Genomic DNA, 20,306 nt, shown 5'->3' on the forward strand with positions numbered 1-20,306 from the left:
CGAGCGGACCAAGGCAATGAGCGGACCAAAACCTAAAGACTGGATCATGGGCATTGCGCCCTATGTGCCCGGAAAATCGACCGGCGCGGATGGCCGGAAGATCGTCAAGCTGTCGGCCAACGAGAATCCACTCGGCTGCAGTCCGGCGGCTGCAAAGTCGCTGAACGCCGCTTCTGGCTCGGTGGACCGCTATCCCGATCCGGGTTCGACCAAGTTGCGCGAGGCGATTGCGGCCAAGCATGGGCTCGATCCGGCGCGGATCATTTGCGGCACCGGTTCCGATGATGTGCTCCATCTGGCCGCCAATGCCTTCAGCGGACCGGGCGACGAGATCATCTACGTCAAATATGGCTTTGCCGTCTATGATATCGCCGCTCGGCGTTATGGCGGCACGCCGGTGGTTGCCGATGACAGGGATTATGGCACCGATGTCGATGCGATCCTCGCCAAGGTCACCGACAAGACCCGGGTCATTTTCATCGCCAACCCCAATAATCCGACCGGCACCTTTACGCCGCGGGCCGAGATCGCCCGTCTGCATTCCGCCCTGCCCGGCCATGTGCTGCTGGTACTCGATGCCGCCTATGCCGAATATATGGACGAGGGGCAGGATGACGGCGCGATGGAACTCGCCAGCAGCCAGGCCAATGTGCTGGTCACCCGCACCTTTTCCAAAATCCACGGGCTGGCGGCGGAGCGGATCGGCTGGGGCTATGCCCATGCCGATATTATTGGCGCGATGAACCGGATCCGGCTGCCGTTCAATGTCACCACTGCGGGACAGGAAGCCGCTGTCGCGGCGCTCGCCTCCGAAGACTTCGTCACCATGAGCCGCGAGCATAATGCCAAATGGCGGCAATGGCTGAGCGACGAAATGGGCGCGCTCGGCAATCACGGTCTCAAGGTCGTGCCGAGCCACACCAATTTCCTGCTGGTGCTGTTCGAAGGCACGGTAACCGCCGAACAGGCCAATAGCGCGCTGATGGACAAAGGCTATGCGGTACGCTGGTTGCCCGGACAGGGACTGGTCAACGGCCTGCGCATCACCATCGGCACCGAAGAAGAAACCCGCGGGGTCGCCCAGGCGTTGCGCGAGATACTGGAAGCCTCCGACTGATGCTGCCTTTTGCCAATATCGCGATCATCGGCATCGGCCTGATCGGCTCCTCGATTGCCCATGCGGTGCGCGAGACCATGCCGACTGCGCGGATCACCGGCTATGATGCCGATGCCGCGGTGCGGGCGCGAGTCATCGAACTGGGCTTTTGCGACGACGTCAGCGATAGCGCCGGAGCAGCAGTCACCGACGCCGATCTGGTGATCCTCTGCGTGCCGGTCGGCGTGATGGCAGAGGTTGCCGCCGATATCGCCGCCGACCTGCCGGACGATGCCATCATCAGCGATGTCGGATCGTCCAAGGAAAGCGTGCTGGCCGCTCTGGCCAAGGCGTTGCCCGATGCCCGGATCATCCCTGCCCACCCCGTCGCGGGCACAGAAAATAGCGGTCCGGACGCTGGTTTCGCGACCTTGTTTCAGGATCGCTGGTGCATCCTCACGCCACCGGAGGGCGCCGCGGAAGGCGATGTCGAACGGGTGAAAGCCTTCTGGGAAAAATTCGGCGCCAATGTCGAAATCATGGATGCCAAACATCATGACCTGGTGCTCGCGGTGACCAGCCATTTGCCGCATCTGATTGCCTATACAATCGTCGGCACCGCGTCCGATCTGGAAGATGTGACCCGCGGCGAAGTGATCAAATATTCCGCCGGCGGCTTCCGCGATTTCACCCGGATTGCCGCTTCCGATCCGACTATGTGGCGCGATGTCTTCCTGTCCAACAAGGATGCGGTGCTGGAAATGCTGCAGCGGTTCTCCGAGGATCTTTCCGCCCTGCAGCGCGCCATCCGCTGGGACAAGGGCGACGAACTGTTCGACCTGTTTACCAAGACCCGCGCCATCCGCCGCCGGATTATCGAGGAAGGCCAGGATGACGCCGCTGCCGATTTCGGACGTACGCACGATTGAAGGCCCGCTTGTCGCGCTAATAGCAGCGGCGCTATCGGACTCGCACAAGGCCACGAAGACGCGAAGTGGGTAGCGGGATTATTTCCAGCCTTGATGCGAGCGTGATGATTGCTGTGTCTCAGCTAAACTTTACGGCGGCGGCCGGTTTTGTTTTCCGCGACCTTTGCCCGCAAGCCGCAGATTTCCGGCCTTTATCGCTCCTCAGCCGACTTTCTAGTGTAACCTTCCAGATTATCAAAGAGCCAGTCCTGTTTCTGTCGCAGGATCAATGGCGATATTATGCGATAAACCGGGGTGTAGGACAGCATTATCTGGATGATGCATTCAGAGGATATTGCGCCAGACAGCTTGCTTCACTCTGATTGAAAATCGCCTGTTACAATGGGATATACAATGCTGTAAAAGTCGGTACGATGCAGAAATACCCAGCGGTAACAATCAGTTGGGCAACGCGTTAGGAGTCTGGATTTGGCCGAAACTACAGCGACAAGTGTCGCATATTCCAACAAAGGGACCCACAATGGTGGCAGCCCGGAAACGGGATATGGCAGCAAAAACTACCGCAATTATATTCTCGGAATTTTGCTGACCGTCTATATTTTCAATTTCATTGATCGCACGATCATCAACATATTGACCGAACCGATCAAGGAATCTTTCGGGGTTGAAGATTGGCAAATGGGGCTGCTCGGCGGTCCGGCTTTTGCAATTCTCTACACATTTGTCGGCATCCCGATCGCGCGCTTCTCCGAAAAGCACCACCGGGTCTGGATCATCGCCGGGTCGGTCGCTTTATGGAGCCTGATGACCGTGTTATGCGGCTTTGCGACCAGTTTTATCGCGCTGTTCATATTCCGTATTGGCGTCAGCATCGGCGAAGCGGGCTGCTCGCCGCCAGCCAATTCGATCATCGCCGACTATTTCGTTCCCAAAGAACGCTCGACCGCCGTCTCGGTCTACGCGCTGGGAATCCCGCTCGGCGGCATGGTCGCCTATGTTTTTGGCGGTTTCATTGTCGGGAGCCTTGATGGCCCCACGGTCGCGGCGATGCTCAACAGCTGGAACTGGACCTGGGCAGCGAACGCTCTGGACTGGCAGAATATCGAAGCCTGGCGCGTTGCTTTTGTGGTTGTCGGCGTACCCGGCATCCTGGTCGCGTTGATCGTGAAGCTGACGATCAAGGAACCGCCTCGCGGCTATACCGACCCGGTGGAAATGCAGAATAAGGAGCAAGTCGGGTTTCGCGAAGTATTGAAAATACTGTCGAAGAAACCGGCCTACTGGCACATCACCATGGGCGTCACTATCGCCTCCTTCGTCAATTATGGCGTCGGCCAGTTTTTTGTGTCCTTCCTGATCCGCACCCATGAACTGTCGATATTTGACGCGTCGATAAAAGTCGCACTGGCATTGGCGGTCATGGCATCGATCGGAACCTATATGTCCGGTTTTCTGGCGGACAAATATGCGGAGCGTTTTCCCAAGGCACTGGCGTTGATCCCGATGTTTGCGCTGCTCGGCGTGATACCGATGCATGTCGTTGGCTATCTGGCGGAATCCTTGTGGCTGGCTGTCCCGCTGATGATGGTCGGCCAGATGCTGCTCTACACCTATCTCTGCCCGCTTTATGCCGTACCAAGCGGCGTGGTCGACAGCAGGATGAGAGCAACCGCAGTGGCCGTTACCTTGTTCATCGTTAACTTGCTGGGCTATGGCCTTGGGCCACCGTTGATCGGCGGACTGTCGACGATATTGAACGCGACATTCCTGTCGGGGCTGGATCCGGCGCTGACGCTGGAGGCGTGCAAGGCAAGCAATCTCGCTGTTGCTGCCCAGGCCGCTTGTGATTCGGCCAATGCAGACGGACTGCAATGGTCAATGATCCTGTTCAAATGCCTGTATCTATGGGCTGTGTTTCACTTTTACATGGCCAGCCGCACCATTCAACGCGACATGGGCCGCTAATATCCGGATCGGATGACGGTGACAATTTGCCAAGTGCAGCAAAGTCTTCGCCATCCGATTCTGATACCGAAAATGGAACTGCCAGCTATTCCGTAGTCTTGCCGTCGAAATGCTCATGCTCGTTTTGCGCATCAGCGGCGGTGGCATGGACGGTTCCGTCGATATGCTCGGGTGGACCATAGATCGTGTAAAGCCGGAGTGGTTCCTTGCCAGTGTTCACGACATTATGGCTGGCGCCTTGCGGCACGATGATGCCGTCATCGGCTTTTACTTCATTGGCTTTTCCGTCGATCCAGACTTGGCCTTTTCCTTCTTCGATCCGGAAAAACTGGTCGCGGTCATCATGGACTTCCATACCGATCTCGTCGCCGGGCTGGAGGGTCATCAGCACGAGTTGTAGATTGTGACCGGTGTACAGTACGCGGCGGAAGTCATCATTCTGTTCCGTCAGAGCTTCGATATTGTCGACAAATCCTTGCATATGCTTTTCCTCTTGTTCGCTTAGCTATTGGCTTGGTCAGACCGTTATTCGTCTGCCGCGCCTTCCTGCATTTCCTTTTCCCAGGTTTCCTTTGCCGCAACCTGGGCAGCTTTGCTAGCATCCGCGGTCGCGGCCGCAGCCTTGATCACAGCCTTTTGCGCCGCATCCGCTGCCTGTTTTGCAGCAGCCGTATCGGATTCCAGCCCCGCCATAAGCGACGCATTGGTTTCAAGAACGGCTTCACTCGTTGCAGCCACGGCCTGTTCGACCAGATCCTGGGCTTTTCTGGCATTTTCATTCGCCGCCAGATCCAATTTGGTATTGGCCGTCAAAATCTTGGCTTGTGCCCGTTTGACAGCCGCCTCCGCGTTGATCGCCATCTGAGCGGCGGCCTCTTTGTCCTTCTGGGCTTCGGAACAGACCGCCAGCTTGGCCGCCGTCACCGACATTCTTGCGGCATTATTCGCTTCCAGCGCTGCCTTGCTCGCGTCATGTTTTGCAGCATCCATGCTTTCCTGGGCGCCTGCCATCGCGTCATCTTCGGATGTGGCGCATTCTGCCTGATCGCCATTTTCTGCTTTCTGGGTGCAGCCTTGAACCGCGAGAGAAAGGGCCAGTGCAGTGCTAATTGTCGATATTGTCTTTTTCATGCCATGGGCTCCTTGAAAATGTTTGTGGCGAAATTTCATCATCGCCTTGGGTGGTGCCTCCAGACAATATGGACGTCGATTTGTAACTACGTAATTTCCACGGGAGGGAATGGGCCGGATGCATTTTCGGCCGTCTGGAAGTCGCAGATCTGCAGAACGATAGGACACGCGATCGTCTAGGTGAATTTACGGATTTTGGGCCATAACATCCGTTCGTAAACAGACGCCGCGAATATGATCAATCCGGATTTCAACACAGTCGGGATTTACCACGATCAAGTTTTTAAACGCGACCGATGCCATAATTGGAGAAAGACCATGACCACCACGGCCCAAGATGATTCTTCGGTTTTCGCAGAGCAGATATCCAGCAGTCGCGGCTGGGTAATGGCTACCGGGATCATCATGATCCTTGCCGGTACAGGTGCAATAGTCTTTCCTCTGATCACCAGTCTCGGCGTAGCGATATGCGTTGCCATATTGCTGGTGATCGCCGGAACGGCCCAGATCATCCAAGCATTCAGCTTTCACAAATGGAGCCGGATCCTGCTGGCCGTGCTCGTCGGCATTCTCTGGCTAGTGGCCGGTATCATGCTTATGATACGGCCTTTGGAAGCCGTTTTTGTCCTGACCATCTTTGTCGCCGCGGCCTTTCTCGCCGAAGGCGTCTTGAAAGCGATATTTGCCTTCAAGATGCGCCCGTTGACCGGCTGGGGCTGGATGCTGTTCAATGGCATCGCTGCCGCTGCCGTCGGCATATTGCTTTGGTGGCAGCTGCCATTTTCGGCGCTCTGGACACTTGGCGTGCTGGCGGGAATCAACATCCTCATCTCCGGCTGGACACTGGTGATGCTGGCATCAGCCATTGGCAAATCTACCGAGACTCCAGCGACCGCAAAAAGCGCTGCTTGATCAGCCAAACCCGATCCCCCCGAAGCTAACCCCAAGGAGAAATACAATGACCAATCAAAGCCATCTTCACAGCTATATTGAACGGGCCAAGAATCGCCTCGACGAAATCGATGCCTCCGTCGCGCATTTTGAAGCAAGAGCACAGGATGTGCAGGCAGATGCCCGCGCCAAGGCGGATGCAGCGATCGCCAAGATGAAGGCCAACCGTGACGCCTATCAGGCGTGGGTTGCCGAGAATCAGGAAATCGGAGAGTTGGTAACAGCCGAAGCACGCGAGGATATGGAAGCCGAATGGGCCAAATTCGAAGATAATGTCATGGCCTATTTTGATGCTGCTGCGGGAATGTACGAACAAGACAAAGCCTATTTTCAGGTCCGTATCGAGGCGCTGAAAGACGCTTGGGCAAAAACAATGGAACGCGTCAAGAAGACGGCGAAGACATTGCAGGCGAGTAGCAAGGCAGAAGTGGATGCTGCCGTTGCAAAGCTGGAGAAAAATGAGGACATTGCCATCGCGAAGCTGAAAGACCTGAACAAGGCAGGCAATGCGTCCTGGGCGGCCGTGCGTGACGCATTATCCGCATCGCGCGCTGCATTCGACAAAGCGCTCGATGAAACGCAATCCGCCTTCAAAAAGGCGATGTAATCAACCCGGCACATCGGGCGGAATCCGGGAATGCCTCCCTCCCTCATTCCGCGAATACGGGTGCTCCATGTTGAAAGGCCCGGGTTTCCTATCTGGAAACCCGGGCCAATTCTTTTTGGGAAGCGGCAAGCACAACGCTAGCCAGCTGTTACCGGGGATGGACCGGAATGCCCGAGCCGCCTACAGCCGCTCAAGCGCCAGATTGATTTCCTGCAGGCGATCACCGTTTCTAGCCGGCTTCATGCCATCATCAGACGCGATTTCGAGCTGCTTTTCGCCATAGGCCCAGCGTTTGAGAATATCGGCCTTGATTGGATCCGGCAGGTCGGTGGCCAGCAGCTTGGCCGGCGTTTGGAATACACCGGCGGGATTGCCCAGCAGCGCGTCGATATCCCAGCCTTGCTCTTTCGCTTCGGACCGCAATGTTTCGAGATAGATATCCCGGTCAATCCTTGCCTTGACGTCCCGTTCAGTCGGCAGAACCTCGCCGGAGATATAATATTCCCCGTCCGGCAGATAGGAATAAGGCACGCCGCGATAGGCTTGCAGCTCGCCGGCGAATGTGTCGCCGCCATAACGGTCGTCCAGAACATCATGAGCAGCGGGAAGTTCATGCACGTGAACATCCGAACCGCTATGACTGGCCAGAATTTCCACGGCGTGTTTTTCGTCAGCAGCATTCCACGTCCGCACCCACAGGAGCAAACCGCCGCGTTCCAGCTGGTCCTCGACGTAATCCGCGTGATGCTTTCCGATTAGCTTGGCCAATACCCCGCCAATGGCACCGCCGCCGATGCCGCCGGCAGCGGCTGCTATGATCGCCGCGCCAATGGCGCCGCCAGACGCCACCACTGCGGTGAGCGTGGCCAGCGCACCGACATAAATGAGCCCGCCAAAAACGCCGCCTTCTGCATCGCCGATCACGTCGGTCGAGATATAGGCGGTGGTAGGAACGGCCTGATCATCTTCCAGTTCTTTTACCGAAGTGAAGCTGTGTCCCAGTTCCGTTTGAACGGACGACACCGGAGCCAGCAGACTGAGCTCTGACTGATCGAAACCATGGCGCAACAGATCATCAACCGCGGCCTGAAGTGCGCTTTCGGATTGAAAGACGCCAACCGCTTCGCGGACAGTGGGTGTTACTTGCTCGTTCATATCATCTTCTCCGGATATAGAGTGCGGGAAAAGGGAAATATTATCTGGTGCCCGTATATTCCCCACCATGTCTGACTGCCCTAACCTGCCATGGACAGCAGATAACCACGTAATTTCCCTTAGATGTTGCTTCGCAATGCAGGGCAGACCGAACCGGATAATCAATCATGATCGGGTTCCCGGATTGACCGGCAAACTATTTTAAATAAATGCTTTTCTCATGGAAACATGCAACTGTTTCCGGACAGGGAAACCTGGCAATGGTGGTGCAGTCATTGTGCTGCATGACGGGCGCTATCGAAGCGTGGCTCAATCGACCGGTCCGGTACAAGCCGATAATCTGGGTGATGATGAATGACGATTGCAATAAACTGGAAGACCGGTTTTGAAATTGAACTCGCAGCGCCCCGCAATGTGACGCGCGAGGATCTGGCCAAAACCCTTGCCGCAAAAACTGGCGATAGGGTCGAGCGCTTCTTCCACCCGCAATCAGAGCCGAGCAAAGTTCCCGGCCGGCCGACCTTCGAGAATCTGACACATGGGTTCCGGCTGACAGATATCGAAGGGCAATGGGTAGCCAGCTTTGTCGATGACCTGACACTTCAGGCGGATTTCGACAAGCGGGTGCCATCCTTGCCGGGCTGGTGCCGCATCGTCTCGGACGATCGCCGGTTGTTGCGCTTGATCATGTTGCAATGTGACCCGAATGATTCACCCGAAGATATTCTGGAACCGCTCGCTCGCCTGTTCGACACGGAAATCGTATGTCACGGCTCCGGAATGTTCCAGGTCTTCGATGATCGTGGCCAGTCCATAGCCATTTGCGCGCCCTTGCCCGGGGAGCGGCAACGCCCTTGTGAGATCATAACGGCACCGATTGTTTCAGATCATCACACTCGTCTTTCCGATTTGCTGGAAAGCGCCCGGGAAATGGGTTTTCTCCTGCCCCGGGAAGGCGCAACCCATATCCATTTTGATGCCGCCCCGCTTTGCTCGGCCTCGACCATCGCAAGGCTGGTGCGGTTGCTGGCCATGTTTGGCGATGATCTGAAGCAGCTGGTCGGCTCAAACCCGCACTGCGTTCGTCTCGGAGCCTGGCCAAAAGAATTGCAGATACTAACCGACAGCCCGGAATTTCTGGCGATGGCATGGCCTGATGCACGAGCGGAGCTGAGCAAAGTCAAACTTTCAAAATATTGCGATTTCAACCTGCTCAACATTGCGAAAGAAGACAAAGCGAAACATAGTTTCGAGATCCGTATATTGCCCTCGACCCTCGACGCGGACGAAATACTGCATGCGGCGGCACTATTTGAAGGCTTGTTGACGTTTTCCTGCGGTTCAACCAATCTAGACAATATGCTGTCCGGATCTTTTGCTGCCTTTCTAACCGCTATTCCCATGCCAGAAAATTGCACCAGATACTGGCAGGCCAAATTTGGCCGGCAGAATAAATTGGTCACAACTCCATCTGTCTGATAGCCCTGAAGAAATAGAATTTTGGGGGATTTTCAAATGTTTATGCACATGAAGAATTTGCGACAGAAGAGTTTTGCAGCCGGCCTCTTTCTATCCACTTCGATCGTGACATTGGCAGCGAGCTCGCCGGCATTGGCCCAATATTCAGAAGACCAGGCATTTGATGCCTTTGCCCGGTCCCCATATTATTATTGCGATGCGAAACTGATCGGCGATTTATGGAATGTGGATATCTGGCAGGGTAAGGTAGGTATTGGCGAAAAAATCCTCATGGGCATTGGCGGAAACATTCCAGACGCGCTTGCAATGTCGCGCAGCGATGGGAACAAATGCTCATTCGGTGACACAGGCTTTGATTATTCAGACGCGGAAAGACTGGCAAGCCTGTGGAGCCTCGGCAGCGTTGAAGATGCCAAGGATAAAATCGAATATATGGCAACAAATGGCCAGTCAAATCAGCTCGATCAAATCCTCGGTTACTGATTTCCGAAACCCAAGTTCCATCGCGATAAATCGGATCGGAACGGAATCGCGATGATTTCCCGGATGTCTGCAGGCGTTCGTGGCAACGGGCTACGGATCGCTCACTGAATAGCGAGCCTGACCATATGTCAGACCCGCCGCACTCTACAGACTGGTAGCAATATTACCGGTCGAACTGGGTGCCGGTCCAGGTCAAATTGGCTCGGCTCTTGTTGGTTGTGCCGCCAAGGACCATTCTGCCATCCGGTGACAATATACCCTTGTAGATGGTTCCGGTGCTCTGGCGTCTGAAATTGATATTGCCGTTGCGAAACTGCTCGTAAATGACAACATCGTTGCTGCGTGCACCATTGAAGCTGTCCATGTAAATGGCGTCGAAATAATTGGTGCCCGGACGTCTTGTCCAATTGGCGTCCAATACCCTGCCGTTGCCCAGTCGCTCTACAATCACCCATCTTTGGCCGGGGTCATAGCCCGCCACTGGCGGAGTGTAATTTGTCCTCGGCGGAACATAGCTGGACGGCGGGACATATCCCGGCGTTGACGGATTCTGGACACCCGTTGCTGGCGCGCCAAGCAGCCCCAGCAGAAAATCGCGAACGCCATTGCTTTTCTTTTTCGGCACTGCTGCCGGCCTGACCGGCTGCACTGCGCCGGGATAAACCGCCGGCGGTGTTTGAACATAGCCCGGATTAAGCGGTTGCTGATAGCCCGGGTTGGTTACCGGAGGCCCGTAACCGGGGTTGGCTACAGGAGCAGGATAAGGTGCTGCGACCGGCTGTGTATATACTGAAGTATTACCCGTACGGCTGGCATTGCCCGCATCTGAAATCGCCTGGGTGTTGCAATCCAGCGTTCCGGGCGTCGGATTATATACGCAAAGCTTGAAACGGCTCCCTGTTCTGGTCAACGCCTGCTTCGTGGGGTTGGAAGGCGTGGAGTGACATTCCGAACAGGAAAGTCCGGAATCTCTTGCAAAACCGATGTTCGCTTCAGCAGGCGCTGGCGTCAGAAAACTCGCGCCCGCCGCAAGGGCCAGAAATGATCCTGCTTTCGCCATTGCCATAATTAGGTTGGATTTCTTCATGCCCGCACCCCGTTCCTGTGTGTCGATTTCCCTATTCATTGTTCAGCCTTCCCAGATCGAAGCGGTCCAGCTGTCGCCTTGTCCGAAATTGGCGCCAGCAACGGTTCCGTTGAAGATGTGATTGGCATCCGATGATGGGATGCCACTGTATCTCATGTTCAGTTTTGCACTGTAAAAGCTCACAGTTCCGTTCCGATATCCCTCGTAGGTCAGGATATCGTCGAGATGTCGGCCGTCGATGAACATGGTGGCGTCGATAACATTGGAATTGGGTCTGAACTTCCAGATCACGTCAGCCGACTTCCCGTTGCTTTCGCGCAATTGTACCAGCCAGATCTTGCCGGCGTCGAAGCTGGCCGGGGCACTGGGTGGCCGATAATTGCCTGGAGGCGGGCTATAGGGATTTGCCTGTTGAACCACTTGTGGTGGTGTCTGGCCGAGTGCGCAATTCAGCTGATAGCCGCATTGAGCATATTTCTGGCCAAACGGGTTCAGGCTTGCCTGGCTTGTCGGAACGCCCGCCACATGACAGGATCCACAGCCGTAACTGGTTGCCGTCGCATAAGCCACTTTGGCATTGGCTGGCGCTGGCTGGAAATAGTTGACCGCGACCGCGATCGCGAAAAAGGTCAGCATGGCTGACGCGGCAATTTTATGCCCGAAGTTCATTCCGGTTCCCCCTGAGACGTTTGGCAACCTTTTTACAAAGGCCTTACGATTCAGGGTTGTTGTCTCATCAGCATGATGAGTTTTATCGGGAGCCCCCACTCCTGATGAGTCGATAATCAAGACTTAACAATGACTTCACCCTATGAGCGTTGGGCTGAAAGTTAATCAACTTAACCTTGTTAGACATTGGCCGCCATAATGACAGGTGCTGCAGATGTAATGCGGCAGTGACTCTCGCGATAGATTTGTGGTCCACCGGGGCCGCCATATATCGGTGAACCGGGCTCCGACTAATCGTTCAGCATATTGATCGCGGCGTGCACCCGGTCGCGGATATCGTCGCGATCGAGGCCCGGTTCGATCTCCGGCTGCACCTCATAGGTGATCACGCCGCTTTTCTGGACGAATGTATCGCGCGGCGAGACAATACCGCTGTTCAGCGCAACCGGCACCAGCGGGATACCCATCAGCTTGTATATGCCCGCAAAACCTGTCTGTAGCTCGGGCCTCTCGCCATGACGGGCGCGGCTGCCTTCGGCAAAGATCACGATCGGACGGCCTTCCGCCACGGCTTTCTTGGCCTGTTTGATAATCTGCCGCATCGCCGCTCCACCGCCGTCGCGATCGATGCCGAGCAGGCCATGTTTGGTCGCGGCCCATCCCCATAAAGGAATGACCAGAAGTTCTTTCTTGGCAATGACCACAGGCTTGTCAAAAAGCCGCAGCAAATCGATGGTTTCGAACATGCTTTCATGCTTGAACACGTAGAGCAGAGGCTCGTTGCGGATCACACCCTTGACCTCGACGCGGATGCCGAGAATCAGCCGGGCGCACAGATAATGGTAACGGCTCCAATATTGCGCCATATAATAGATGCTCTTCGGCCAGAAAAACGCGCCGACAAACGTGGCGATTATGATCGGAACCGAGCCGACATAGAAGACCGCCATGAAGAGCAGCGAACGGATCACGGCCAGCATCTCAGACACCCGCCAGAGCGGCCAGACGGCGCATCAGATATTTATTATATTCGGTGAACAACGTACCCAGTGACGGCCGTGTCTGCACCGCATCAGCCAGAATGCGGACTTCCGAAGGCATCGCCCTTTCCAGCTCCAGCCGTGCCCGGCGCATATGCCAGTCGGAGGTAACCAGACGCACCGACTTGTCGCCCCGGCGCGCGGCCCAGCGGGCTATTTCCAGGGCATTGGACCGCGTGTCCACCGCCTGGAAACCGAGGTCGATACAGCAATCGAACAATTCGCCCGGCCGGTCATATTCAGCCGCCAGTTCCGCCGGCTTTACATCCCGGTCGACGCCGGAGATCAGCAGGCGCCCTGCGGTTTTTGCCTCGAGTATATCCAGCGCGCGGTCGATACGGCCAGCACCACCGGTGAGGACGACGACCGAACCGGTGTGGGCATCATCGTCTGCCGGACGCGGCAAATCGATGGCGAACCAGGCAAAGCCGATGATCCACAGCAGGATCAGGAAAGAGAAGAGGCGCAAAATCATTCAGCGGGCTATAATATCTTTTTCAGGGCGCCGATAACCGTTAATTTGGCGGTCACCATGGCAAGGAACATCCCCAATATCGGAATGGCGGCAATTATCAACCAGCTCCACCAGTCGAGACCGACCGATTCCACCAGCCCGGAGCCGAGCGCGGTCAGCTGGATGCTGATCAGCCAGATGATCGCGGTGCCGCCGACCAGTCCGATCAGGCCGCCGAGCAAAGCGTCCAGAGCGATGCGCCGCTGGAACAACCGGCTGATCTGCTGGTCGGTTCCGCCGAGCAAGTGGACGACGGCAATGGTTTCGGTGTGCGTATTGAGCGCCGATCGCGCCGAAATGATCACGGCGGCGCCGGTCGCCAGAGCCAGCAGGCAGACCAGACCAAAGGCAATCCACTGCAAGGAACGCACCAGCGCAATGACCGGCGCGATATAACCGCTGCTGGGCTCCACACGGGCTCCCGGTGCGACCGGTTGCAGGGCGCCACGCAACGATTCATATTCCGCCTCCGTCGCAACCCGGACCAGTTTCAGATCGATCAGCGCGGGGAGCGGAATATCATCGGCCAGATCCTGTGTACCCAGCCACGGCTCGATCAGCGCCTGTATCTCCTCGGGCGGCAGCACCCGGACCTCTTCGATCAGCGGCAAGGCGCGCAATCGCTCGGCAGCGGCGGCCGCCTGACGGCTGCGGACTTCCGGATTGGCTTCGATAATCTGCACCGTTGCCCGGCTGGACAGTTCGTCCGACACATCGCCAATCGCCCGCGTCATCGCCAGTCCGGCAGCGGCGGCCAATACGGTGAGGAAAATCATGATCGCAATCACCCAGGGCATCGGACCGGACAGGCGGCCTTCGGGGATCAGGCGCCGGTCGTGACCGGGGATCGCAAAAAATTTGAACATCTGCCCTGCGCCCTACTGCAACTGGTCTTTGGGACGCGGCGGATGGCGCAGCGATCCGGTCGGATCGGCGAGCATGCCTTTTTCCAGCCGCATCATCTGGGCACCGGGAATTTTGCTGAGCAGGTGGATATCATGGGTCGCCACGACGATGGTGGTGCCGAGCGTGTTGAGCGCCTCGAACAATTGCAGCAAGCGGATCGCCATTTCCGGATCGACATTGCCGGTCGGCTCGTCTGCCACCAATATTTCAGGCCTGCCGATCACCGCCCGGGCAATCGCCACGCGCTGTTGTTCACCGCCCGAAAGCGTCGCCGGCCGGGCCGAAGCGCGATCACCGAGACCGACCCAATCAAGCATCTCCGCTACCGGGATCTCGAGATCTTTTTCGCGGACGCCGGCAACCCGCAGCGGCAGCGCGATATTGTCAAAGGCCGAAAGATGCGGGACAAGACGGAAATCCTGAAAAACCACGCCAATCCGGCGACGAAAACCCGGCAGACGCTCGCGCGGCATGGTCACCGCATCTTCACCAAACAGCCGGATCACGCCGCGGCTGGGGCGCTGCGACAGATAGAGTAGTTTCAGCAGCGAGGTTTTGCCTGCGCCGGATGCGCCGGTAAGGAAATAGAAGCTACCGGGAAACAGCGTGAAATTGAGATCAGCCAAAGTTTCCGCGCCCGCACCATAGCGCAGACCGACATTTTCAAATCGAACAATTTCGTCCTTCATGCTCTACATTCCAATATCGCGGCGAAATATTGCCCGGTCGCGCAACCAATAGGCGGTTAACACCCCCCAAATCAACTCCGCTGTCGGGCAACGACAATCGATTCAGCAGGAAAACGCGGAAAAACCTGATTCGGTCTCAAATCGGTCATGCAGCCACTTGCAGTTTATCGTCATGGCGTGTTTAGAGGGGCGTCATGATTTTGAATTGCCCGGCTTGCAAAACCCGTTATCTCGTACCCGACAGCGCCATTGGGCCCAATGGTCGTTCGGTACGCTGCGCGTCCTGTCGCCATAGCTGGTTCCAGGAGCCGGCCATTCCGGACGAAGCGCCGGTTCCGGAAAAGGAGCTGGCCGATGCAGGCGCTTCCGTGCAGACCCCGCCGGCCACCAAAGCGGAACCCGCAGCCGAGCAGGACTGGGAGCCCAATCCGCCCGTCTCTCCGGTCTCGCGTTCGGCTCCGCCGCCGCCGATTTCTGTCACCCCGGGCTACGCCTCCGGAGAGAGCAGCTTCGCTCACGAGCCACCGTTCAAACCGCGTCGCAATCCGGCAAAACTCTGGACCATGGCAGCCGTTGCCTTTGCCGCCCTGGTGCTGGCTTTGGGTGCTGCACTCTATTATTTCGGGCCGCCGCAGTGGATTTCCAACTATGAATTTGCTTCGAGTGAAGAAACCCCTCTGCTCATCGAACTGAGCCAGAAACAGGATCGCCGGACCCTACCCGACGGCACCGAATATTTTGCCGCCAGCGGGACGATTATCAATCCCACGACCAACGACGAGGCGATCCCGCCGATGCTGGTGATCCTGCGCGATGCCGGCGGCCGCATTGTCTACAGCTGGAAAATGAAGGCACCGGCGCAATCGCTCGCGCCCGGCGCCAAGATAAATTTCAACGAGGCCAAGCTCGACGTGCCGCGCGGCGCCAGCCAACTGGAAGTCGGATGGGCTGACCAGAGCCGCGAATAAACGCGTCCTTCAACCGAATTAGTGAAATTCCTGCAGCCGAATCGTCCGGCCATCGGCGCTTTCAACCTCGCCCGTCGAGCGGAGCGGGGCAAGCTGGAATATATGGCGACCATCGCTGGCGACTTGCACGCCGCGCTGATCAACCGGTGCTCCGAAATCAATCACTTCTGCGCGCAAAATCCTGACGCTCGCCATTGCCTGCACGCGTGTCGAGCCGGAAGAAGCCTCGGTCAGGGGCCGGTCCGGCGTTGCACCGAGCATGAGCAAAAAGAGAAACACACTGTCCATAGATCAGGGTAGAGCGGACTTCGATCAGTGCGAACAAGGTCAATAGAAGGTTAACAGGCGTATTTGCCGGTTTTTCCGACGACGTAACGGCTCCAGCACCGGCTGATGTGCGTTTGCGGGACATAATCGCCAAGCCGGTTAACAGACAAGTCACATAGCAACGAATATCTGTTGCGGCCACTCAACCCCTTTGCTAGAGGCTCGCGCCTACCCGGGACACGAGTGTCCCAAGCTAGAGACAGTGCGGTCGTGGCGGAATTGGTAGACGCGCAGCGTTGAGGTCGCTGTGGGGTTAATACCCCGTGGAAGTTCGAGTCTTCTCGACCGCACCATTATTTTTTCAAGACTTTGCTATCGCTGGAAAACCATCACTTTGACGGTCCGGTAATTGCGTGTTTCCGGCGGGCGGTTCCGGGCGTTCCACTGCGACGCCTTTCGCTGGTTTCGGCCTTGATTGAACCGGATTTGCAACCCGTGAAATCGAGACCGAGCCTTGCCGTTCCGTCGATCTTTTATTTACCCAGCTGGTGCATTTGCTTCGGAATACACAATCTTAAACGCGCAAGGCAATCGAGGTTGCAATTCTGGTTCGGATGATACTGAAAAGACCGATCTGTTTTCCAAATAGTACGGCCGTCTTGTCAAAGTAAAATGGCTTGCGCAGTGGCGCATCTGGCCGATCGGGAGAGGTTGTCATCAACGATTCTCGAAAAATATCGATCAGCTTCTCGATTTCTCCGCTACGCTCTTGCTCTCGCAAGATCATCTGCCATTGGTCGTCGAGACTACCGCCGAAAATCTCCTCAACGAACCGAAGGCTGGCGATGATCGTATTTTCGCAACCATATGTCCTTGCGAGTTCCATAACCTCCTGGCGTTTTGAAACCGGCATTTTTCGAACCAGAAGAGACACATCCAACAGCCATTTGAGCCGCATCCACAATGAAGCCGCACCGTGCAATATGATGTAGAAGCAATAATAGCTGTCAAGCACAGATGGCGTCTTTTGAAAATTGATTGCAGCGTTAAAATCGGCAGTCAGGTTCTTGGGCTCGACCTTGAACAAGCGCTGGTGGAGCTCGATTGCGGTAGAAAATTGCCGATCAACAAAGGTCAGGTCTTTGAACCGCTTCATCTCCGACAACTGGCGTTTCAGCGTCACGCGTTTATTGGCTCTCAAGGAATGGGTTCTGTATATGTAGCCATTTGCACTTAACAGCTGAATCGCCATTCGGGATGCGTGCGGCGGTATCTGGATGTCGAGGTCTTTGGATTCCCGAGTCTGCGGTTCATCATATAGTTGATCTGCGATACCCAGCCCCTTGAGCATGGAAAAGGGTATATCGTGGTCGTTCAGTAATTTTGTTATCTTTTGCAGTACAGCTCTCTGGGCAAGCATCGTGTGGATATTTTTCCGATATGTTGCCGATAACAGGGAAGCCGCCCGTTCGCTTGTATTCTCCTTATGTCTGGTGGCCTTGTAAAGCATTGCCCCGACACGGTGACGTTGAACGGCAAAATTTGCCAGGGCTTCATCGATTGGTGCCGCGCAATCTATCTTCGGCAATGCAATTTGTGGGCGAATATGCGCAGACAGAGAGCGCAAATGTTTGCTGTCAGAATGTTCCATCAACACGTCTTAACCGATCACTGCAATCTGCGCGAACGGAAAAACCAGGGCATGGATCCACCAATTTTGTGCCGGTTTCGAAACCAGAGACACTACAGAACAAGCCTTTACGGACAATGGCGGAATTATCAGGGTAATCGAGTCTGCCCGATCGCACCATGTCTTTCGCTGGACTCTTCTCCGGCAGATTGAGACACTGATTCCTGCTCTTCCTCTTGCGGAAAGAAAATGCCCTCGCCGTCGCCGCGCGTGCGCTCGGTGATGCTCTGGACAAAAGCATCCGCGACGCTATGCCGCCATGCCTCATATCGCGGATGATCCGCACGGGGTCCGTCCGCATTGCTTTGCCGGAGTTCCTCTACCCGCGCTGCCAGCGCTTCGGGCTCCATGCCCCACAGGGTCTTGATTGCCTCGCTGATCGTCTCTGGCATGCTCTGGTCATTCATGCGCGCGCTGCAGGCGAAGGCTATGCCCTGGGCAAACCACTCGCCATGCTTTCCGGCCCGCTGATAGCCTTCCAGAAATATATTCTCGTCCGCCGGACCGGCATAGCAAGTCGCCAGACCGATTCCGGACCAGATATCCGCCCTTCGATCTGCCGCCATGCCGTCGACGAGAGCCGCCGCCTTGCCGATATCGGCGCCGCTGACAAACCAGATGCCGCGCCCGACACCCTGATCATAGGCCTGTGAGGCATAGCCTGCCAATATCCGCTTGGGACTGTTGAGCGTCTTTTCCTGCTGGAAATAGACATTGTGATAGCCCATGCCGTCATAGGCCAGCCAGCGGTAAAACGGGTCCAAGGCACCGACAATGGCCTTTTCCCGCCAGGAAAGCTTGGACATGGCCAGCCCGGTGCCGGCATGGACCAGCAAAGGATAGCGCTTCTCGAACCGCGCCCGGAACTTCCCGAGCATCGGCCGGCGAAACGGAAGGGAATCGACCAGCGCGCTGCCCATCGCTCCCCCTTCGATAAAAAAGCCGCGCAACAAAGCCGGTTCCTGCGCCATTGCCTGTTCGAACTCGGCCAACGAACGGGCCGACAATATCAGATTATAACCGCGCAAAAAGGTCTTGCCGATCGATTCCAGCCGTTCTTCATGGCTTTTTTCGGCGAGGTCAAAGCCCCGAATCCTGAATTCCACGCGACGCGGGTCGAGAGTCAATATCTTCCGGATGACAGAGGGTAGCGGCCTCAATTGATCAGTCTGGTCTTCAAGCATCGTGGTTCGCTCCATCTTGCCTGCTGGATTCGTGGTCAACATGTCTTTAACCTTGTTGTCACGGCCATAACCCAATCAAAAGCCTCCCGCAAAATATCTTTTCGCGGCAAAAGCGATCCGTTGTCTCAATTTGGTGCCCGATCTTTGGCTATATCGGCCAACTGACTCGATCACGCTTGAATTTGTTAACCAGCTTGGCGCGATATGGCGTACTATTGTGGCTCCAGCAGGAAACACGGATAGTGAAATCGATATTGGTCGTCGGCGCGCGCGGCATCCCGGATGTTGAGGGCGGCGTAGAAAAAAATACAGAGCGGCTATTCCCTCTGATTGCCAGCCGGGGCTGGAAGGTGTGCGTTGCCGGAATGAAGTCGCATATGCAAAGCGACGACTATCGCGGCGTGTCCCTCTGGCGCGCTCCGTCGCTGGGTTTTCCTAAAATCGACCGGTCGCTTTATCCCATCGCGACACTGTTCAAAGCGATCCGGACCCGCCCTGACATTGTCCATTTCACCTGTCTGAATTCCGCATTGCTGCTCTGGGCCTACAAGCTGACCCGCTGCAAGATTATCGTCCGCTACGGCGCCAATTGTCACGCGAGCCCGTCGAGTGGGCCCGGGAAATGGGCTATGCACTGGGCGCAATATCAGTTGCGCTGGGCGGATATAACCATCGCCGTTACCCCCGCATTGGCCAAAAAACTACATGGCGCCGGCACAGGGAAAACTATCCATGTGATCGGCAATGCGCTCGACCGAACCGAACATTATCCGGAAGAGATTCCCGCGCCGGTCAGCGGAGATTATATCCTGTTCGTCGGCCAGATATCGCAAAAGAAGAACATCCACAGCCTGATCTCCGCCTTTCGCATCTTCTCCAAAAGCCAGCCGCACATGCAGTTGGTGATCGTTGGGGACTGGGGCAAAAGGACCGATCGCAAACAGATAGAAGACCTGGGTGACGAGCGGATCGTGATGCTTGGCAGCCTGCCCCGCTCGGGCTTGGCCCCGCTCTACCGCGGCGCGCGCTTTTTCGTAAACCCGTCGATCCGGGAAGGACATTCCAACACCCTGCTCGAAGCGATCAGCCTTGGCTGCCCGCTTCTGTTGAGCGATCTCCCGGAAAACCGGGACCTGAGGCTCAATGCCAAACATTATTTCAGTCCCGGCAATATCCGGAGTATGGTCAGCGCACTGGTCCGGGCCAACGCCAATCCGGATGGATTTCGCGTAAACGCCGCGCGCTTTCCGCAATGGGAAGAAATTGCCGACCAGACGATCAGTGTCTATGAAAAGCTGTTCGCCGATGACGTCACTCGTCAGACATCCCGGGCAAAAGCTTCGCGGGCCTAGATTTACCGGCCGTTAGGCCGCCGTGTTACCTGCTGCCTGCTCTTGCTGATACTGCCGTTCATCGAAAGCGGGTCGAATTTGGTCGAAAGCGGCTCATAAGGTTTCTTTTGTTACCTTAGGCCTTCTCCCTCACAGCGATTGTAC

The 20,306-nt window shown here is 56.3% G+C and carries 22 protein-coding genes and 1 tRNA gene; 11 read left to right on the forward strand and 12 right to left on the reverse strand.

Translation table 11 applies throughout. The features are described 5' to 3' along the window. The first annotated feature begins 16 nt into the window (after window positions 1–16). From hisC to ACWFTY_RS01470, 4 genes are all read left to right on the forward strand, one after another. A complete protein-coding gene (hisC, locus tag ACWFTY_RS01455; RefSeq protein ID WP_447525628.1) occupies window positions 17–1,117 on the forward strand; it encodes a histidinol-phosphate transaminase in 1,101 nt (366 codons plus the stop codon). Beyond that, window positions 1,117–2,025 carry a prephenate/arogenate dehydrogenase family protein gene (locus ACWFTY_RS01460; protein WP_447525629.1) on the forward strand — a complete coding sequence of 303 codons (909 nt, stop codon included), beginning with the start codon at window positions 1,117–1,119 and terminating at the stop codon, window positions 2,023–2,025. Before hisC ends, ACWFTY_RS01460 begins: the two co-directional genes overlap by 1 nt. 65 nt (window positions 2,026–2,090) lie before the next feature. After that, entirely contained in the window at window positions 2,091–2,387 is a 297-nt protein-coding gene (locus tag ACWFTY_RS01465) for a hypothetical protein (RefSeq protein ID WP_447525630.1), read from the forward strand. Window positions 2,388–2,493: 106 nt separating this feature from the next. Continuing rightward, entirely contained in the window at window positions 2,494–3,990 is a 1,497-nt protein-coding gene (locus ACWFTY_RS01470) for a spinster family MFS transporter (protein ID WP_447525631.1), read from the forward strand. An 85-nt stretch (window positions 3,991–4,075) separates the two neighbouring features. On the opposite strand, the gene ACWFTY_RS01475 is transcribed toward ACWFTY_RS01470, so the two are convergent. Both ACWFTY_RS01475 and ACWFTY_RS01480 read right to left on the reverse strand, forming a co-directional pair. Then, complete coding sequence (locus tag ACWFTY_RS01475; RefSeq protein ID WP_447525632.1) at window positions 4,076–4,471, reverse strand: cupin domain-containing protein; 396 nt, start codon at window positions 4,469–4,471, stop codon at window positions 4,076–4,078. A 44-nt stretch (window positions 4,472–4,515) separates the two neighbouring features. Further along, a complete protein-coding gene (locus tag ACWFTY_RS01480; protein ID WP_447525633.1) occupies window positions 4,516–5,121 on the reverse strand; it encodes a hypothetical protein in 606 nt (201 codons plus the stop codon). 318 nt (window positions 5,122–5,439) lie between these two features. Between ACWFTY_RS01480 and ACWFTY_RS01485 the strand changes: the two genes are divergently transcribed. Further along, window positions 5,440–6,033: an HdeD family acid-resistance protein gene (locus ACWFTY_RS01485; RefSeq protein WP_447525634.1), complete on the forward strand. Its 594-nt coding sequence runs from the start codon at window positions 5,440–5,442 to the stop codon at window positions 6,031–6,033. 46 nt (window positions 6,034–6,079) lie between these two features. After that, a complete protein-coding gene (locus ACWFTY_RS01490) occupies window positions 6,080–6,679 on the forward strand; it encodes a hypothetical protein (RefSeq protein WP_447525635.1) in 600 nt (199 codons plus the stop codon). Window positions 6,680–6,859: 180 nt separating this feature from the next. On the opposite strand, the gene ACWFTY_RS01495 is transcribed toward ACWFTY_RS01490, so the two are convergent. Next, on the reverse strand, window positions 6,860–7,834 hold the full coding sequence (locus tag ACWFTY_RS01495) for a hypothetical protein (protein WP_447525636.1): 975 nt from the start codon (window positions 7,832–7,834) through the stop codon (window positions 6,860–6,862). A 354-nt stretch (window positions 7,835–8,188) separates the two neighbouring features. On the opposite strand from ACWFTY_RS01495, the gene ACWFTY_RS01500 reads away from it, so the two are divergent. Both ACWFTY_RS01500 and ACWFTY_RS01505 read left to right on the forward strand, forming a co-directional pair. Continuing rightward, window positions 8,189–9,313, forward strand: a complete 1,125-nt coding sequence (locus tag ACWFTY_RS01500; protein ID WP_447525637.1) for an amidoligase family protein — start codon at window positions 8,189–8,191, stop codon at window positions 9,311–9,313. A gap of 225 nt (window positions 9,314–9,538) precedes the next feature. After that, the gene (locus ACWFTY_RS01505) at window positions 9,539–9,796 is read left to right on the forward strand and encodes a hypothetical protein (protein WP_447525638.1); all 258 of its coding nucleotides are present in this window, start codon (window positions 9,539–9,541) and stop codon (window positions 9,794–9,796) included. A gap of 163 nt (window positions 9,797–9,959) precedes the next feature. Here ACWFTY_RS01505 and ACWFTY_RS01510 read toward each other — a convergent pair whose 3' ends face one another. The 6 genes from ACWFTY_RS01510 to ftsE all read right to left on the reverse strand — a co-directional run bounded on the left by ACWFTY_RS01510 (window position 9,960) and on the right by ftsE (window position 14,701). Next, window positions 9,960–10,922, reverse strand: a complete 963-nt coding sequence (locus tag ACWFTY_RS01510) for a hypothetical protein (protein ID WP_447525639.1) — start codon at window positions 10,920–10,922, stop codon at window positions 9,960–9,962. A 3-nt stretch (window positions 10,923–10,925) separates the two neighbouring features. Next, a complete protein-coding gene (locus ACWFTY_RS01515; protein WP_447525640.1) occupies window positions 10,926–11,552 on the reverse strand; it encodes a hypothetical protein in 627 nt (208 codons plus the stop codon). 290 nt (window positions 11,553–11,842) lie between these two features. Further along, window positions 11,843–12,532 carry a lysophospholipid acyltransferase family protein gene (locus ACWFTY_RS01520; protein WP_447525641.1) on the reverse strand — a complete coding sequence of 230 codons (690 nt, stop codon included), beginning with the start codon at window positions 12,530–12,532 and terminating at the stop codon, window positions 11,843–11,845. Window position 12,533: 1 nt separating this feature from the next. Then, window positions 12,534–13,067, reverse strand: coding sequence for a YdcF family protein (locus ACWFTY_RS01525; protein ID WP_447525642.1), 534 nt, complete (start codon window positions 13,065–13,067; stop codon window positions 12,534–12,536). A gap of 8 nt (window positions 13,068–13,075) precedes the next feature. Continuing rightward, window positions 13,076–13,972, reverse strand: coding sequence for a cell division protein FtsX (locus ACWFTY_RS01530; RefSeq protein ID WP_447525643.1), 897 nt, complete (start codon window positions 13,970–13,972; stop codon window positions 13,076–13,078). A 12-nt stretch (window positions 13,973–13,984) separates the two neighbouring features. Further along, entirely contained in the window at window positions 13,985–14,701 is a 717-nt protein-coding gene (gene ftsE, locus ACWFTY_RS01535; protein ID WP_447525644.1) for a cell division ATP-binding protein FtsE, read from the reverse strand. A gap of 194 nt (window positions 14,702–14,895) precedes the next feature. Here ftsE and ACWFTY_RS01540 point away from each other — a divergent pair, with 194 nt between their 5' ends. Beyond that, entirely contained in the window at window positions 14,896–15,669 is a 774-nt protein-coding gene (locus ACWFTY_RS01540) for an MJ0042-type zinc finger domain-containing protein (protein WP_447525645.1), read from the forward strand. 18 nt (window positions 15,670–15,687) lie between these two features. Here the strand turns inward: ACWFTY_RS01540 and ACWFTY_RS01545 are convergent, their stop codons facing one another. Further along, window positions 15,688–15,957 carry a hypothetical protein gene (locus tag ACWFTY_RS01545; protein WP_447525646.1) on the reverse strand — a complete coding sequence of 90 codons (270 nt, stop codon included), beginning with the start codon at window positions 15,955–15,957 and terminating at the stop codon, window positions 15,688–15,690. A 243-nt stretch (window positions 15,958–16,200) separates the two neighbouring features. Between ACWFTY_RS01545 and ACWFTY_RS01550 the strand changes: the two genes are divergently transcribed. Beyond that, window positions 16,201–16,289 (forward strand) — tRNA-Leu (locus tag ACWFTY_RS01550). 221 nt (window positions 16,290–16,510) lie between these two features. Here ACWFTY_RS01550 and ACWFTY_RS01555 read toward each other — a convergent pair. Together ACWFTY_RS01555 and ACWFTY_RS01560 are read right to left on the reverse strand one after the other, a co-directional pair. Next, entirely contained in the window at window positions 16,511–17,587 is a 1,077-nt protein-coding gene (locus ACWFTY_RS01555; RefSeq protein ID WP_447525647.1) for a nucleotidyltransferase family protein, read from the reverse strand. Between the two features lie 128 nt (window positions 17,588–17,715). Then, window positions 17,716–18,852: a DUF1702 family protein gene (locus tag ACWFTY_RS01560; protein WP_447525648.1), complete on the reverse strand. Its 1,137-nt coding sequence runs from the start codon at window positions 18,850–18,852 to the stop codon at window positions 17,716–17,718. 200 nt (window positions 18,853–19,052) lie between these two features. Between ACWFTY_RS01560 and ACWFTY_RS01565 the strand changes: the two genes are divergently transcribed. Continuing rightward, window positions 19,053–20,162, forward strand: a complete 1,110-nt coding sequence (locus ACWFTY_RS01565) for a glycosyltransferase family 4 protein (protein WP_447525649.1) — start codon at window positions 19,053–19,055, stop codon at window positions 20,160–20,162. The last annotated feature ends 144 nt before the right edge of the window (window positions 20,163–20,306 follow it).

This window comes from Parasphingorhabdus sp. NYA22, assembly GCF_976973735.1.